Here is a 16,424-nt window from a genome sequence, read left to right on the forward strand (position 1 = left end):
AGTGCGGCTAACCCGGCGTCCTGCCGGGTTACCCACGGATTCAAGCCTGCGTTCGGCCAGCGTGGTTTAACGGGGCGCCTGAGATCAAGATCAAAAGCAGATCAAGATCAAAAGCGACTCGCTTCGCATCGTGGTTACTGTTGGGCGCTGCTGAGTTGTGTAGGTACCTATGGCCATCGGGGGCAAGCCCCCCTCCCACAATTGGATCTCATTGGCATGCGGCAATCGATCAAGCCCGCAACGACAGCGGCGGCACAAAACTCTCAAGCTCATCTTCCACTGCCTCGATGATGCGCTCGACATCGGCAGCGTTCATCACGGTGGCGCAGGGAATGCCGGCGATGGCGATCAGTGTCTCGCCGCTGGTGCGATCAAACAGGCGGGCCACCATGCTGCCGGGGGCGTCCATGCTCCCTTCGAAGCCCATCGGATGAAAATGCCAACGCATCAGTTGGCATGCATTGGGAAAGGTCACTTTGTTCATATTGCCCACCTTGTTCATTGAGCGCTTCCTTTAGCTCGCGGCAGGGGCCAGGACCGTCAATAGTCCTGGTGTCGAGCAGTAAAAATAGCATTCGTTCGCAAGGGGAACGCGACTTTTTCAAGTCCGTTCGGCGGTTCTTTGATCTGGATCATGTCCTGCCGGTCGCCAGGCTGGCGAGAGGCGCCACGGCATGGGCGACACGTCGTTGCAAATCAACTGAACGTCATGACTCATCCGCTAACTGAATCAGCTCTGGGGAAGCGGGAGGGCCTAGAGTGAGCAGGCGTTGCAGGTAATGTCCCAGGCGCGGTGGCACGATGAATTGTTCGGTGTGATTGATTTCCTCGACGCTCCACCAGCGCATCTCCTTGACCACGGCTTTCTCTTCGTCGGTCTGATGCTGTGTCGTGAAGTCGACGCGGGTAGCCCGATAGAGCAGAAAGGACTCATCCAGAAGAACCGGCGTGCCATTACGCATCAATGTATGTTTTCCCGTCCACACCAGGCGCCCTTGGGACAGTTCTTCGGGGCGGTATCCCGCTTCCTCGAACAGCTCACGTTGTGCGGCGTCTTGAAGGCTTTCGTCCGGCTTGATTCCGCCACCCAGGGTGCACCAGAAGGTCCGGTCAGGCAGGGTCACCTGCATCAGTAGAATTTGATCATGTGGATTGAGCAGAAGGGCCCGGACATTCTTTCGGCAGGGCAGATCACAGGGGGCCATGCAGGTGTTCCTTTTTGATCTCGGCGTTCAACCCTAATGGAGCGTTCGCTGATATACGAGGTATACCTGACATTGATTATCTTCAATCCCCGTCAAGTTGGCCCGTGTCCCGGCATCCGGGGGCAGACCAGTGCTACTTTAATCTGCAGGTAGTGGCTCATTAATATTGCTTATGCCACGGTGTCAATATATTGGATCCATTATTCAAGTACGGCGCTGAGTTAAAGCGCTTTAGCGCTATTTAATATTTAAATAACGCTGGGCTTAGATTAGGCGTGCAATCAGCAAGCGCGCCCAATAAATGCTGCGCGAGACTTCCTGATGTTGAACCTGCATCACCTTTTCATCAGTGAAATATGTGTAGACGAAAGATTTCAAGTTGTGTCAGTTTTCTTACGCCTTCAAAAGAGGTGAGTGATAGGACTATCCTCGCCCGCGAGGTTCCTATCGAACAAAGACTGATGCACTTGCAAACAAGGAAGTACGTTTATGTCAAAAGTAAAAGACAAGGCTATTGTATCTGCCGCGCAAGCCAGCACTGCTTACTCGCAAATCGATAGCTTCAGCCATTTGTATGACCGTGGCGGCAACCTCACGGTCAATGGCAAACCGTCCTACAGCGTGGACCAGGCAGCCACCCAACTGCTGCGGGATGGCGCCGCGTACCGGGACTTTGATGGCAACGGCAAGATCGATCTGACCTACACCTTCCTCACCTCGGCTACCCAGAGCACCATGAACAAACATGGCATCTCGGGCTTCAGCCAATTCAACGCCCAGCAGAAAGCACAGGCCGCGCTGGCCATGCAATCCTGGTCGGATGTGGCCAACGTGACCTTTACCGAAAAGGCCTCCGGCGGCGACGGGCATATGACCTTCGGCAACTACAGCGGTGGCCAGGACGGCGCGGCGGCGTTCGCTTACCTGCCCGGCACCGGCGCAGGCTACGATGGCACCTCGTGGTACCTGACCAACAACAGCTACACGCAGAACAAGGCGCCGGACCTGAACAACTATGGCCGGCAGACCCTGACCCACGAAATCGGTCACACCCTGGGCCTGGCTCACCCTGGCGACTACAACGCCGGGAACGGCAACCCAAGCTATAAAGACGCGACCTATGGACAGGACACGCGTGGCTATAGCCTCATGAGTTACTGGAGCGAGAGCAACACCAACCAGAACTTCAGCAAGGGCGGGGTCGAGGCTTATGCTTCCGGTCCGCTGATCGACGACATTGCCGCGATCCAGAAGCTCTACGGTGCCAACCTCAACACCCGCGCCGGTGACACCACCTACGGTTTCAACTCCAACACCGGGCGTGATTTCCTCAGCGCCACATCCAATGCCGACAAGCTGGTGTTCTCGGTATGGGACGGTGGCGGCAACGACACCCTGGACTTCTCCGGCTTTACTCAGAACCAGAAGATCAACCTCAATGCGACCTCGTTCTCCGACGTTGGCGGCCTGGTGGGCAACGTGTCCATTGCCAAGGGCGTTACCATCGAGAACGCGTTCGGCGGCGCGGGCAATGACCTGATCATTGGTAACCAGGCGGCCAACCTGATCAAGGGCGGGGCCGGCAACGACCTCATCTACGGCGGTGGCGGTGCGGACCAACTGTGGGGCGGCGCGGGCAGCGATACATTCGTGTACGGTGCCAGTTCCGACTCCAAGCCAGGGGCCGCAGACAAGATCTTTGACTTCACCTCGGGTTCGGACAAGATCGACCTGTCCGGTATCACCAAGGGTGCGGGCGTGACCTTCGTCAATGCGTTTACCGGGCATGTCGGCGACGCAGTTCTGTCCTACGCCTCAGGTACCAACCTGGGTACGTTGGCGGTGGACTTCTCCGGGCACGGCGTGGCGGATTTCCTCGTCACCACCGTTGGCCAGGCGGCTGCCAGCGACATCGTGGCGTGATGTAAAGCGCGGCGCGCAGGCGCCGCGTTCCAGGATGGAGCCAGACGATGCAGCGTTTTTCCAAGTGGTTGACCCTTTTGATCGTGTCGGCAGGAGCCCATGTAATGGCGAGCAGTCTTGTTTTACCCAGCACCGCGCAATTGGCGGGGCATTGGCAGTTGCACCAGGGTGACCAGGTGTGCGCGCTGGACCTGCAAGAGCAGGCCAACCGCCTGGGCGGCGATGTAGCGTGCGTAGCGCAATGGCTGGGTGAAAAGCCCCTGACCTGGTCGCCCACTCCGGACGGTATCTGGCTGATGAATGCCGAAGGCAGCGGGATCACGCACTTGAACCGCCAAGCGGAAGGCGAGTATGAGGGGCGCACTAAATCCGGTGCGGTAGTTGCATTGCGACGCACGCCTTAGTTTCCAGTTATAAGCTTATAACTTCATTTGTTAGTTGGCCGCGCCTTAATCAGGGGTTGGGCAACTATTGCGCGTTATCCGGGTTCAGGGAAGATAAGAAGATATGGCCAAGCCCCAAGCTGTTGCGCCCTTGTTCAAGGCGCTGGGTGAATACAAGAGCATCTTGATCAGCATTGGCTGTTTTACCGCCTTGATTAACCTGTTGATGCTGGTGCCATCGATTTATATGCTGCAAGTGTACGACCGCGTGCTGTCCTCCCAGAATGAAACGACGCTGGTGATGTTGACGCTGATGGTCGTCGGGTTCTTTGCCTTTATTGGCCTGTTGGAAGTGATCCGCAGTTTTGTGGTGATCCGCATCGGCAGCCAATTGGAGCGACGTTTCAACTTGCGCGTCTACCAGGCCGCGTTCGAACGCAACCTGCAACGCGGGCAGGGGCATGCAGGGCAATCCCTGGGCGATCTGACCCACATTCGCCAGTTCATTACGGGGCCTGCGCTGTTCGCGTTTTTCGACGCGCCCTGGTTTCCCATCTACCTGTTCGTGATTTTCCTGTTCAACGTGTGGCTTGGCGTACTGGCCACGGCGGGCGCGGTGCTGCTGATCGGCCTGGCCTGCCTGAATGAGTACCTGACCAAAAAGCCGCTGGGTGACGCCAGCGGTTTTTCCCAGCAGTCGACGCAGTTGGCCACCAGCCATTTGCACAATGCCGAAACCATCCAGGCCATGGGCATGCTCGGTGCGCTGCGCCAGCGCTGGTTCGCGGTGCATTCGCAGTTCCTCGGCTTGCAGAACCAGGCCAGCGACACCGGCTCGGTGATCACCTCCCTGAGCAAATCCTTGCGGCTGTGCCTGCAGTCCCTGGTATTGGGGTTGGGCGCCTTTTTGGTGATCAAGGGCGATATGACTGCCGGGATGATGATCGCCGGCTCCATTCTGATGGGCCGGGTCCTCAGCCCCATCGACCAGTTGATCGCGGTATGGAAACAATGGAGCTCGGCCAAGCTGGCCTACCAGCGCCTTGACGAATTGCTGCGTGAGTTCCCCCCGGAAGGCGAGCAGATGGCCTTGCCTGCGCCCAAGGGCCAGGTCAGTTTCGAGCAGGTCAGCGCCGGCCCGCCCGGTCGACGCCTGGCGACCCTGCACCACGTCAGCTTCAACCTGGGCGCCGGCGAAGTGCTGGGCGTGCTGGGCGCTTCGGGCTCGGGCAAGTCCACCCTGGCCCGGGTGCTGGTGGGGGTATGGCCGACCCTGGCCGGCACCGTGCGCCTGGACGGCGCGGATATTCACCGCTGGGACCGCAATGACCTTGGCCCCCATATCGGCTACCTGCCCCAGGACATCGAACTGTTCAGCGGCAGCATCGCCGACAACATCGCGCGCTTTCGCGAAGCCGACCCGGAACAGGTAGTGAAGGCGGCGCAACAGGCCGGCGTGCATGAATTGATCCTGCGCCTGCCCCAGGGCTACGACACCGTACTGGGCGACAACGGCGGCGGCCTGTCCGGCGGGCAGAAGCAACGCGTGGCCCTGGCGCGCGCCTTGTACGGCGGGCCGCGCCTGATCGTGCTGGATGAGCCCAACTCCAACCTCGACACCGTCGGCGAAGCGGCACTGGCCAGCGCCATCATGCAGTTGAAGGCCCAGGGCAGCAGCGTGGTGCTGGTGACGCACCGTTCCTCCGCCTTGGCCCAGGCCGACAAGTTGCTGGTGCTCAGCGAAGGCCAGCTGCAGGCGTTCGGACCGAGCCAGGACGTGCTGCGCGCGTTGTCCGGCCAGCACGAGGCACCGAGGGAAAAAACCGGCGGTAGGAGCGAGCTGGCTCGCGAAAGTCGTCAACGATGACGCGCTCCGATTGGATACCCACAGTGCCTGTGCGCTTTTCGCGAGCAAGCTCGCTCCTACACGTTTTGCGTCAAGCAGTAAGGATACGTGCATGATTTACGAACAACACGACGCGCGCTTCTTCGTGCGCATGGGCTGGCTGCTGACCGTGGTCGGCGCCGGCGGGTTTTTCCTCTGGGCCAGCCTGGCGCCGCTGGATCAAGGCATTCCGGTGCAGGGCACGGTGGTGGTGTCGGGCAAGCGCAAGGCCGTGCAGACCCTCAGCCCCGGCGTGGTCAGCCGGATTCTGGTGCGCGAAGGCGAGGTGGTGAAACAAGGCCAGCCGCTGTTTCGCCTCGACCAGACCCAGCACCAGGCCGACGTGCAATCGCTGCAAGCCCAGTACCGTATGGCCTGGGCCAGCGCCGCACGCTGGCAGAGTGAACGTGACAATCTGCCCGGCGTCAGCTTCCCCGCGCAACTGAGCGACAACCCCGACCCGGCCCTGGCGCTGGTACTTGAAGGCCAGCGCCAACTGTTCAGCAGCCGCCGCGAAGCCTTTGCCCGTGAGCAGGCCGGCATTCGGGCGAGCATCGACGGCGCCACGTCGCAGTTGGGCGGCATGCGCCGTGCCCGCAGCGACCTGACCGCCCAGGCGCAATCCCTGCGTGACCAACTGAGCAACCTGCAACCGCTGGCCGACAACGGCTACATCCCGCGTAACCGCCTGATGGACTACCAGCGCCAGTTGTCCCAGGTGCAGCAGGACCTGGCGCAGAACGCCGGCGAGAGTGGCCGCATCGAGCAGGGTATTGTCGAGTCGCGCCTCAAATTGCAGCAGCACAGCGAGGAATACCAGAAGGAAGTGCGCAGCCAATTGGCCGACGCGCAGCTGCGCAGCCTGACCCTGGAGCAGCAACTCACCTCCGCCGGGTTCGACCTGCAGCACAGCGAAATCAACGCGCCGGCCGATGGCATCGCGGTCAACCTCGGCGTACACACCGAGGGCGCCGTGGTGCGGGCGGGGGAAACGTTGCTGGAGATCGTGCCGCAAGGCACGCGCCTGGAGGTGGAAGGGCATTTGCCGGTGCACCTGGTGGACAAGGTCGGCACGCACTTGCCGGTGGACATCCTCTTCACCGCCTTCAACCAGAGCCGCACCCCGCGCGTGCCGGGGGAGGTGAGCCTGATTTCCGCCGACCAGATGCTCGATGAAAAGACTGGTGCGCCTTATTACGTGCTGCGCACCACCGTCAGCGAGGCGGCGCTGGAAACACTCCACGGCCTGGTGATCAAGCCGGGCATGCCCGCCGAGATGTTCGTGCGCACCGGCGAGCGCTCGTTGCTCAATTATCTGTTCAAGCCGCTGCTGGACCGCGCCGGCTCCGCGTTGACCGAGGAATGAACATGAAGCCTGTGTTCATCGCCTTGCTGTTCACTTGCGCCAGTGCCCACGCCGCCATGGGCCCGTTCGATGTGTACGAGCAGGCCCTGCGCAATGACCCGGTGTTCCTCGGCGCGATCAAGGAGCGCGATGCCGGCCTGGAAAACCGCACCATCGGCCGCGCCGGCTTGCTGCCGAGGCTGTCGTACAACTACAACAAGGGCCGCAACAATTCCGAAGCGCACCTGCCCGACGGCCGTGGCGGCAGCTATCGCGACGACCGCAACTACAACAGCTACGGTTCCACCTTCAGCCTGCAACAGCCGCTGTTCGACTACGAAGCCTACGCCAACTACCGCAAGGGCGTGGCCCAGGCGCTGTTCGCCGACGAGAGCTTTCGCGACAAGAGCCAGGCCCTGCTGGTGCGGGTGTTGAGCTATTACACCCAGGCGTTGTTCGCCCAGGACCAGATCGACATCGCCCGCGCCAAGAAGAAAGCGTTCGAGCAGCAGTTCCAGCAGAACGAACACTTGTTCAAGGCGGGCGAGGGCACGCGCACGGACATCCTGGAAGCTGAATCGCGCTATGAACTGGCCACCGCCGAAGAGATCCAGGCCCTGGATGAGCAGGATGCTTCCCTGCGCGAACTGGGCGCGCTGATCGGTGTGCAAAGCGTCAATATCGACGACCTCGCACCGCTGAACCAGAGCTTCGCCGCATTCAGCCTGAGCCCGGCCAACTACGCCACCTGGCACGAACTGGCATTGACCAACAACCCGGTGCTGGCCTCGCAGCGCCAGTCCCTGGAAGTGGCGCGCTATGAAGTGGAGCGCAACCGCGCCGGGCACTTGCCGAAAATTACCGCCTATGCCAGTTCGCGCAAGCAGGAATCGGACAGCGGCAACACCTACAACCAGCGCTACGACACCAACACCATCGGCGTCGAAGTCAGCCTGCCGCTGTATGCCGGCGGCGCTATTTCGGCCTCCACGCGCCAGGCCAGCCGCGCCATGGAGCAGGCCGAGTACGAACTGGAAGGCAAGACCCGCGAAACCCTGATCGAACTGCGCCGCCAGTTCAGTGCGTGCCTGTCGGGGGTGAGCAAGCTGCGCGCCTATCAGAAGGCCCTGGCCTCGGCCGAGGCACTGGTGGTGTCGACCAAGCAAAGCATCCTCGGCGGCGAGCGGGTCAACCTCGATGCGTTGAACGCCGAGCAACAGCTCTACAGCACCCGCCGCGACCTGGCCCAGGCGCGGTACGACTACCTGATGGCCTGGACCAAATTGCATTACTACGCGGGCAACCTGCGCGACACCGACCTGGCCAAGGTGGACGAAGCCTTCGGCCCGGAGCGAACGCGGTAGAGGCACGACATAACAATAAAACAGGAGTGTACGGATGATCACCGATTCACCACGGTTCAAACCCTTCACCGCAGGCTCATTGCTGCTGTTGTCCGTTGCGGCGCAGGCGCAATACACCGAGACCGGCCAAGCGGGTAACCCCGCCAGTTGGCGTTCCGCTGAATACCAGAGCGATTGGGGCCTGGGGCGCATGAAGGCCGATGAAGCCTATGCCGCCGGAATCAGCGGCAAGGGCGTGAAAATCGGCGCGCTGGATTCGGGGTTCGATGCCAATCACCCCGAGGCGTCCAAAGAGCGCTTCCACCCGGTCACCGCCAGCGGCACGTACGTCGATGGCAGTGCCTTCAGCACCACGGGCGCGCTCAACCTGAACAACGACTCCCACGGTACGCACGTCACCGGCACCATGGGCGCGGCGCGCGACGGCGTGGGCATGCATGGGGTGGCGTACAACGCACAGGTCTATGTCGGCAACACCAACGCCAACGACAGCTTCCTGTTCGGCCCGACCCCGGACCCCAAGTATTTCAAGACGGTGTACAGCGCCCTGGTGGATTCCGGCGTGCGCGCCATCAACAACAGTTGGGGCAGCCAACCCAAGGACGTCAGCTACCAGACCCTCGGTGACCTGCACGCGGCCTACGCCCAGCACTACAACCGCGGTACCTGGCTGGACGCGGCGGCGGATGTGGCCAAGGCCGGCGTGATCAACGTGTTCAGCGCCGGCAACAGCGGCTATGCGAATGCCAGCGTGCGCTCGGCGCTGCCGTACTTCCAGCCGGAACTGGAAGGTCACTGGCTGGCGGTGTCGGGGCTGGATAAGGCCAACAACCAGAAGTACAACAAGTGCGGCATCGCCAAATACTGGTGCATCTCTACTCCGGGTGCGCTGATCAACAGCACCATCCCGGACGGTGGTTATGGGGTGAAATCCGGCACCTCGATGTCCGCGCCCCATGCCACCGGCGCCTTGGCGCTGGTGATGGAGCGCTATCCCTACATGACCAACGAACAGGCGCTGCAGGTACTGTTGACCACCGCTACGCAACTGGACGGCTCAATCACCCAGGCCCCCAACGCTATCGTCGGCTGGGGCGTGCCGGATCTGGGCCGGGCGATGCACGGGCCGGGGCAGTTGCTCGGCGCGATGAACGTGAACCTCGCGGCCGGGCAGGGCGATGTGTGGAGTAACGGCATCTCCGACCAGGCCTTGCTCCAGCGCCAGGCCGAAGACCGCGCCGAGCACAGCGCCTGGCAGCAAACCCTGCTCGACAAGGGCTGGCAGAACGGCCTGAGCGCCAGCGCCAGCCAGCAGGACCAGACCGACTACGCCGTGGGCAGCGCGCGTGATCAGGCAGCGGCGAACCGCGTGTACCAAGGCAGCCTGATCAAATCCGGCGCGGGCAGCCTGGTACTCAGCGGCGACAGCACCTATCGCGGTCCAACCCTGGTCAACGGCGGCCTGCTGGCGGTGAACGGCGCGTTGACCTCGGCCGTAACGGTCAATGACAGCGGCACCCTCGGCGGCTCCGGGCGGATCGGTGCGCTGTCGGTCAACAGCGGCGGGCGCGTGGCGCCGGGTAACTCGGTGGGCACCTTGCAGGTGGCCGGGGATGTGAACCTGGGCGCAGGCTCCACCTATGCAGTTGAACTCACCCCCACCCGTAGCGACCGCATCGTCGCCGGCGGCAAGGCCGTGCTGGGGGGCGGTACGGTCACCCTGGCCCTGGAAAACAGCCCGACATTATTAAGCCAGAGCCAGGCCCAGAGCCTGATCGGCCGGCAATACTCGATTCTCGAGGCGGCCGGCGGTATCCAGGGCCAGTTCGGCCAGGTGCTGCCGAACTATCTGTTCCTCGGCGGCACGCTGGATTACGCCGCCAACGGCGTGCAACTGGCGGTGGGGCGCAATGACGCCAGCTTCGCCAGCGTCGCCGCCACCCGCAACCAGCGCGCCGTCGCCACGGCCGCCGAGCAGTTGGGGGCCGGCAACCCGGTGTACGAAAGCCTGCTGCAGTCGGACTCCATAGCCACGGCGCAACAGGGCTTGCAGCAACTGTCCGGTGAAATCTACCCGGCCGTGGGCGCGATGTTGATCAACGATAGCCGCCAACTGCGCGACGCGGTGGGCGAGCGCCTGCGCCATGTGCCGGTGGCCGGTGAACGCAACCTGTGGTTCAAGGCCCTGGGCGCCTGGGGCAAGTCCGACACGCGCGGTGAAACGGCGGGTTCCACCACCTCCCTCGGCGGCTTGCTGGCGGGTGTCGACGGCGCACTGGACGAACAGACCCGCGTCGGTGTGGTCGCCGGCTACAGCGACAGCTCATTGAACATGGGCGGCGGCACCCATTCCTCGGCGTCCATCGACAGCTATCACTTCGGCGCCTATGCCGGGCGTGAGCTGGGCGACTGGCGCCTGAGTGTCGGCGGCGCCTACAGCTGGCATCGCGGCGATGTGAAGCGTGACCTGCAATACGGCGAGGTCAGCGGCAAGCAAAAGACCAAGCTGGAGGCGCGCACCGCCCAGCTGTTCACCGAAGCGGCGTACCGCATTCACCTGCAACCGCTGGCACTGGAACCCTTCGCCAACCTGGCCTACGTGCACCTGGACAGTGACGCGTTCCACGAAAAAGGCGCGGCCGCGGCCCTGGAGCGCGGCGATGACCGACGTGATGCGGTGCTCGGCACCCTTGGCGTGCGCGCACTGAAAACCCTGGCGTTGAACGACCACCAGCAACTGGAACTGTCCGGCTCGCTGGGCTGGCAACACAGCCTGACGGCGGTGGAGTCCGAGGAACACCTGGCGTTTGTCGCCGGCGGGCCGTCCTTTGCCGTGCGCAGCGCACCGTTGCTGCGCGACGCGGCGTTGGTGGGGCTGCAGGCGAGCCTGGCGCTGAGCCCGTCGACACGGGTCAACCTGGATTACAACGGCCAATTGGGCGGGCGCGAGAAAACCCAGGGCGTGGGGCTGAGCCTGAACTGGCAGTTCTAAAGGCACGCCACAGAACAAATGTGGGAGGGGGCTTGCCCCCGATGAGGGTGGGTCAGCCGGTACATCCGGCGACTGACACTCCGCTATCGGGGGCAAGCCCCCTCCCACAGGGAAAGTGATTCACCTACTGGCAATAAGAAAACTAAGGAAGGTCACCGTGAAAAAACGCAAGTCAGGGTTCACCATTGCCCTCCACACAGGGCCGGGCTATCCGCTCAAGGCGTTGAGCCGCGTGCCATACGGCGCGTTGCTGTGCTGCCTGGCCAGCGGCCTCGCAAGCATGCAAACCGCCCAGGCCGCACCCTATGTGGAAACCGGCAAGCCGGGCGATGCCGCCAGTTGGCGCAGCAACGAGTTCAAGGCCGACTGGGGCCTGGGCGCCGTGCACGCCGACACCGCGTATGCCGCCGGCTACACCGGCAAGGGCGTCAAGCTGGGCATTTTCGATCAGCCGGTGTACGCCCAGCATCCGGAGTTCGCTAGCCCGGGCAAAGTGGTGACGATCGTCACCGAGGGCATCCGCCAGTACACCGACCCGTACATCCCGGTGAAGGCCGGTGATGCGTTTCGCTATGACGGCACGCCGTCCCTGGGCTCCAACGGCAAGCTGGGCAACCACGGCACCCATGTCGGCGGCATTGCGGCGGGTAACCGCGACGGCGGGCCGATGCATGGCGTGGCGTTCAACGCGCAAATCATCAGCGCCGAAAACGGCGACCCGGGCCCGGAAGACGGGATCATCCTGGGCAACGATGGCGCGGTGTACAAAGCCGGTTGGGATGCGCTGGTCGCCAGCGGCGCGCGCATTATCAACAACAGCTGGGGCATCGGCATCGGCGATCAGTACGCCAAGGGCGGGCGCGATCCGGCGTTCCCCAACTTCACGGTCAATGAAGCCCAGGCGCAGTTCAACAACATCCGGCCGATCCTCGGCACGATTGCCGGTGGTGCCTATCAAGGTGCGATCGACGCGGCCCGCAGCGGTGTACTGACCATCTTTGCCGCCGGTAACGACTACAACCGCAACAACCCGGATGCGATCTCGGGCCTGGCGTATTTCGTGCCGCAGATTGCGCCGAACTGGCTGTCGGTGGCGGCCCTGCAGCAGAACCCGGACACCACGAGCGCCAACCCCTACGTGATCAGCACCTTCTCCTCGCGCTGTGGCTATGCGGCGAGTTTCTGCGTAGCGGCGCCGGGTACGAAGATTTTCAGTTCGATCATCAACGGCACCAACCTGGACAACCTCACCAACGACTACGCCAACTTCAACGGCACCTCCATGGCCGCGCCCCATGTGGCCGGCAGTGCGGCGGTGCTGATGGAGCGCTTCCCGTACATGAGTGGCGACCAGATATCCACGCTGCTCAAGACCACCGCCACCGACCTTGGCGCGCCGGGCATCGACTCGCTGTATGGCTGGGGCATGATCAACCTGGGCAAGGCGGTCAACGGTCCGGGGATGTTCGTTACCGCCGAGGATATTCCGGCCGAGTTCCGCATCGACGGCGCCTATGGCAGTGGCCAGTTCGTCGCCGACCTGCCGGGCATTGGCGCGGTGGTGGATGCCGGCAAACCGACCCAGCGCGTGTGCAACGACATCCATTGCGGGCTGGATGTGTGGAGCAATGACATCGCCGGGCATGGCGGCCTGACCAAGCAGGGCGTTGGCACCCTGGTGCTGACCGGCGCCAACACCTACAGCGGCCCGACCCTGGTCAACCAGGGCTTGCTGGCGATCAACGGCTCGCTCACCTCCGACGTGACCGTCAGCCAGAGCGGCGTGGTCGGTGGCTCGGGGCGTATCGGCTCGCTGACCGCGAGAAGCGGCGGCACTGTGGCGCCGGGCAACTCCATCGGCACGCTGAACGTAGCGGGCAATGTCACCTTCGATGCAGGCTCGACTTATGCGGTGGAATTGTCGCCCACCCGCAGCGACCGCATCGTCGCCGGCGGCACCGCCACGCTCAATGGCGGTACCGTGACCCTGGCCCTGGAAAACAGCCCGACCTTGCTCAGCGCGACCCAGGCGCAAAGCCTGATCGGTCGCCAGTACAACATCCTGCAAGCGGCGGGCGGTGTCACCGGCCGCTTCGGTGCGGTACTGCCGGACTACCTGTTCATCGGCGGCACGTTGAACTATGCGGCGGGCGGTGTGCAGCTGGATGTGGCTCGCACCAACAGCTTCGCCAGCGTGGCCGCGACGCCGAACCAGCGCGCCGTCGCCGCAGCCGCCGAGCAATTGGGCGCGGGCAACGGCGTGTATGAAAGCCTGCTGCTGGCCCCGACGGCGGCCTCGGCACAGGGCGCGTTCCAGCAACTGAGTGGCGAAGTCTATCCAGCCCTGGAGACTGCATTGGTCAATGACAGCCGCTACGTGCGCGAAGCGGTCGGCGAGCGCCTGCGCAACGGTGAAATGGGCGCGACCAGCCAGGCCATCGACAGCCGTGGCAATGTGTGGGTAAAAGCGCTGGGGGCCTGGGGCAAGACCGACAGCCGCAGCGACACGGCCGGCTACACCACGTCCATCGGCGGCATGCTGGCCGGCGTGGACGGTGCCCTCGACGACGCAACGCGCATCGGCCTGGTGGCCGGCTACAGCGATACGTCGCTGAACATGGGCAGCGACACCCATAGTCGTGCCTCGGTCGACAGCTACCACTTCGGCGCCTATGCCGGGCATGAAATCGGCGCCTGGCGCCTGAGTGGCGGCGCAACCTACAGCTGGCACCGCGCCGATGTGAAGCGTGATCTGCAATACGGCGACGTCAGCGGCAAGCAGAAAGCCAAGGTCGATGCCCACAGCACCCAGATGTTCACCGAGGCGGCGTACCGCATCAACCTGCAACCCCTGGCGCTTGAGCCATTCGCCAACCTGGCCTACGTGCACCTGGACACCGACAGCTTCAAAGAGAAGGGCGATGCCGCTGCGCTGAAAAGTGGCGACGACAGCCGCGACCTGGTGCTGAGCACCCTGGGTGTGCGTGCCTTGAAAACCTTCAACGTCAATGATCATCAGCAACTGGAAGTGTCCGGCACCCTGGGCTGGCAGCACAACCTGAGCAGCACGGACGCCGAGCAGCACCTGGCGTTTGCCTCCGGCGGCCCTTCGTTCGCGGTGGAAAGCGCGCCGATGGTGCGCGATGCCGCCCTGGTCGGGGCACGGGTGAGCCTGGCGTTGAGCAAGGATGCGCGGGTGAACTTCGACTACAACGGTTTGCTGGCCAGCAAGGAGAAAGTGCATGGCGTCGGTTTGAGCCTGGACTGGGCGTTCTGACGCGTTAAAAACCACTGTAGGAGCGAGCTTGCTCGCGAAAAACTCAAGTGCGGCGCGGTTGTTCAGGTAGAGCGCGTCATCGTTGACGATCTTCGCGAGCAAGCTCGCTCCTACAGGTGGTAATGGACAAAAGGTGTTTTCGCTTTCTCGACAAATCCAACAACAGAGAGGCAGTGCCATGGGTATCTTTGACTATAAAAACCTCGGGACCGAGGGCTCCAAGACGTTGTTCGCCGATGCGATGGCGATCACGCTGTATGCTTATCACAACCTGGATAATGGCTACGCCGTGGGGTATCAGCACAACGGCCTGGGCCTGGGTTTACCGGCCACGCTGGTGCAGGCCCTGCTGGGCAGTACCGATTCCCAAGGGGTCATTCCCGGCATTCCGTGGAACCCGGACTCGGAAAAAGCCGCCCTCGACGCGGTGCAGCAAGCCGGCTGGACGCCGATCAGCGCCAGCAGCCTCGGCTACACCGGCAAGGTCGACGCCCGGGGGACGTTTTTCGGCGAAAAGCCCGGCTACACCACGGCCCAGGTCGAAGTGCTGGGCAAGTACGATGACGCAGGCAAATTGCTGGAAATCGGTATCGGTTTTCGCGGCACGTCCGGGCCGCGGGAACACCTGATCAGCGATTCAATCGGCGATGTCATCAGCGACCTGCTCGCCGCGTTCGGTCCCAAGGACTACGCGAAAAACTACGTCGGCGAAGCCTTCGGCGGCTTGCTCAAGAACGTTGCCGAGTTTGCCGGTGCCCACGGCCTCAGCGGCCAGGATGTGCTGGTCAGCGGTCACAGCCTCGGAGGGCTGGCGGTCAACAGCATGGCCGACTTGAGCGACAGCAAATGGTCGGGCTTCTACAAGGACGCCAACTATGTGGCCTATGCCTCGCCAACCCAGAGTGGCGGTGACAAGGTGCTGAACGTGGGCTACGAAAATGACCCGGTGTTCCGTGCGCTGGATGGCGCATCGTTCAACCTGTCGTCCCTGGGCGTGCACGACAAACCCCATGAGTCCACCACCGACAATATCGTCAGCTTCAACGACCACTACGCGTCATCGCTGTGGAACGTGCTGCCGTTTTCCATCCTCAACCTGCCGACCTGGGTGTCACACTTGCCCACCGGCTACGGCGATGGCATGACGCGCATTCTCGACTCCGGCTTCTATGAGCAGATGACCCGCGACTCCACAGTGATCGTCGCCAATCTGTCCGACCCCGCGCGGGCCACCACCTGGGTGCAAGACCTCAACCGTAATGCCGAGGCGCACAAGGGCGACACATTCATCATCGGCAGTCACGGCGACGACCTGATCCAGGGCGGCAAGGGCGCGGACTTTATCGAGGGCGGCAAAGGCAATGACACGATCCGCGACAGCAGCGGGCATAACACCTTCCTGTTCAGCGGGCACTTTGGCAATGATCGCGTGGTGGGCTACCAGGCGACGGACAAGCTGGTCTTCACGGACGTGCAGGGCAGCGCGGATTATCGCGATCATGCCAAGCTGGTCGGCGGGGATACCGTGATCAGCTTCGGTGCCGACTCGGTGACGCTGGTGGGGGTGAGCAGTGTGTCGGGGGAGGGGATTATGATCGGCTGACTATTGGAACGCGGTTAAAACTGTGGGAGGGGCGGTGCGACGATTCGACTTGCCCCCGATAGCGGTGGGTCAGCTACCTATAAGCAGGCTGATACACCGCTATCGGGGGCAAGCCCCCTCCCACATTTGATATAGGCCAGCCTGAAATTATTGTTCCTTGCGCACCGTCGCCACATCATCGGCCTTGATACGAATACGCTTGCCGGCGATGTCGGTGAATTCGTAGAAGCCGTCGGCGGTCTTGGCGTTGGGTGTGTCCTTGGTCAGATACTGTGTGCCGTTTTGCAACGTGACCACCGTTTGCGTGGAGCAACCGGCCAATACCAGAAAAGTGAGTGCAACCAGCGGAAGACCCAAATTCTTCATGTTCATTACCCTTACCTTTAACCCTGAAAAGTCCCGCAGCGTCTGGCTGCGAGGCATAAATGTTACGCGATCAGCTCCCTC

General features: G+C 62.6%; 11 protein-coding genes. 8 read left to right on the forward strand and 3 right to left on the reverse strand.

Annotated features, from left to right (window positions below):
- Positions 1-229 precede the first annotated feature (229 nt).
- Together J1G34_RS23275 and J1G34_RS23280 are read right to left on the reverse strand one after the other, a co-directional pair.
- The gene (locus J1G34_RS23275) at positions 230-502 is read right to left on the reverse strand and encodes a DUF1652 domain-containing protein (protein ID WP_065888111.1); all 273 of its coding nucleotides are present in this window, start codon (positions 500-502) and stop codon (positions 230-232) included.
- Positions 503-707: 205 nt separating this feature from the next.
- Positions 708-1,205 carry an NUDIX hydrolase gene (locus J1G34_RS23280; protein ID WP_065893105.1) on the reverse strand — a complete coding sequence of 166 codons (498 nt, stop codon included), beginning with the start codon at positions 1,203-1,205 and terminating at the stop codon, positions 708-710.
- A 489-nt stretch (positions 1,206-1,694) separates the two neighbouring features.
- Here J1G34_RS23280 and J1G34_RS23285 point away from each other — a divergent pair, with 489 nt between their 5' ends.
- The 8 genes from J1G34_RS23285 (at position 1,695) to J1G34_RS23320 (ending at position 15,977) form a co-directional block, all read left to right on the forward strand.
- Positions 1,695-3,128, forward strand: coding sequence for a serralysin family metalloprotease (locus tag J1G34_RS23285; RefSeq protein WP_065897204.1), 1,434 nt, complete (start codon positions 1,695-1,697; stop codon positions 3,126-3,128).
- A gap of 47 nt (positions 3,129-3,175) precedes the next feature.
- Positions 3,176-3,532, forward strand: a complete 357-nt coding sequence (locus J1G34_RS23290) for a protease inhibitor Inh/omp19 family protein (protein ID WP_065897203.1) — start codon at positions 3,176-3,178, stop codon at positions 3,530-3,532.
- 103 nt (positions 3,533-3,635) lie between these two features.
- The gene (locus J1G34_RS23295; RefSeq protein WP_065897201.1) at positions 3,636-5,378 is read left to right on the forward strand and encodes a type I secretion system permease/ATPase; all 1,743 of its coding nucleotides are present in this window, start codon (positions 3,636-3,638) and stop codon (positions 5,376-5,378) included.
- A 91-nt stretch (positions 5,379-5,469) separates the two neighbouring features.
- Entirely contained in the window at positions 5,470-6,762 is a 1,293-nt protein-coding gene (locus tag J1G34_RS23300) for an HlyD family type I secretion periplasmic adaptor subunit (RefSeq protein WP_065897200.1), read from the forward strand.
- 2 nt (positions 6,763-6,764) lie between these two features.
- Positions 6,765-8,105, forward strand: a complete 1,341-nt coding sequence (locus J1G34_RS23305; protein WP_065897199.1) for a TolC family outer membrane protein — start codon at positions 6,765-6,767, stop codon at positions 8,103-8,105.
- 34 nt (positions 8,106-8,139) lie between these two features.
- The gene (gene eprS, locus J1G34_RS23310) at positions 8,140-11,097 is read left to right on the forward strand and encodes an autotransporter serine peptidase EprS (RefSeq protein WP_122464127.1); all 2,958 of its coding nucleotides are present in this window, start codon (positions 8,140-8,142) and stop codon (positions 11,095-11,097) included.
- Between the two features lie 157 nt (positions 11,098-11,254).
- Positions 11,255-14,374, forward strand: a complete 3,120-nt coding sequence (locus J1G34_RS23315) for an autotransporter domain-containing protein (protein ID WP_222994691.1) — start codon at positions 11,255-11,257, stop codon at positions 14,372-14,374.
- A gap of 178 nt (positions 14,375-14,552) precedes the next feature.
- Positions 14,553-15,977: a polyurethane esterase gene (locus tag J1G34_RS23320; RefSeq protein WP_065937291.1), complete on the forward strand. Its 1,425-nt coding sequence runs from the start codon at positions 14,553-14,555 to the stop codon at positions 15,975-15,977.
- 147 nt (positions 15,978-16,124) lie between these two features.
- Here J1G34_RS23320 and J1G34_RS23325 read toward each other — a convergent pair whose 3' ends face one another.
- Positions 16,125-16,349, reverse strand: a complete 225-nt coding sequence (locus J1G34_RS23325) for a YgdI/YgdR family lipoprotein (protein WP_057722473.1) — start codon at positions 16,347-16,349, stop codon at positions 16,125-16,127.
- Between the last annotated feature and the right edge of the window lie 75 nt (positions 16,350-16,424).

The sequence above is a fragment of the Pseudomonas sp. Wu6 genome, from assembly GCF_019891515.1.
Taxonomy (GTDB): Bacteria; Pseudomonadota; Gammaproteobacteria; order Pseudomonadales; family Pseudomonadaceae; genus Aquipseudomonas; species Aquipseudomonas orientalis_A.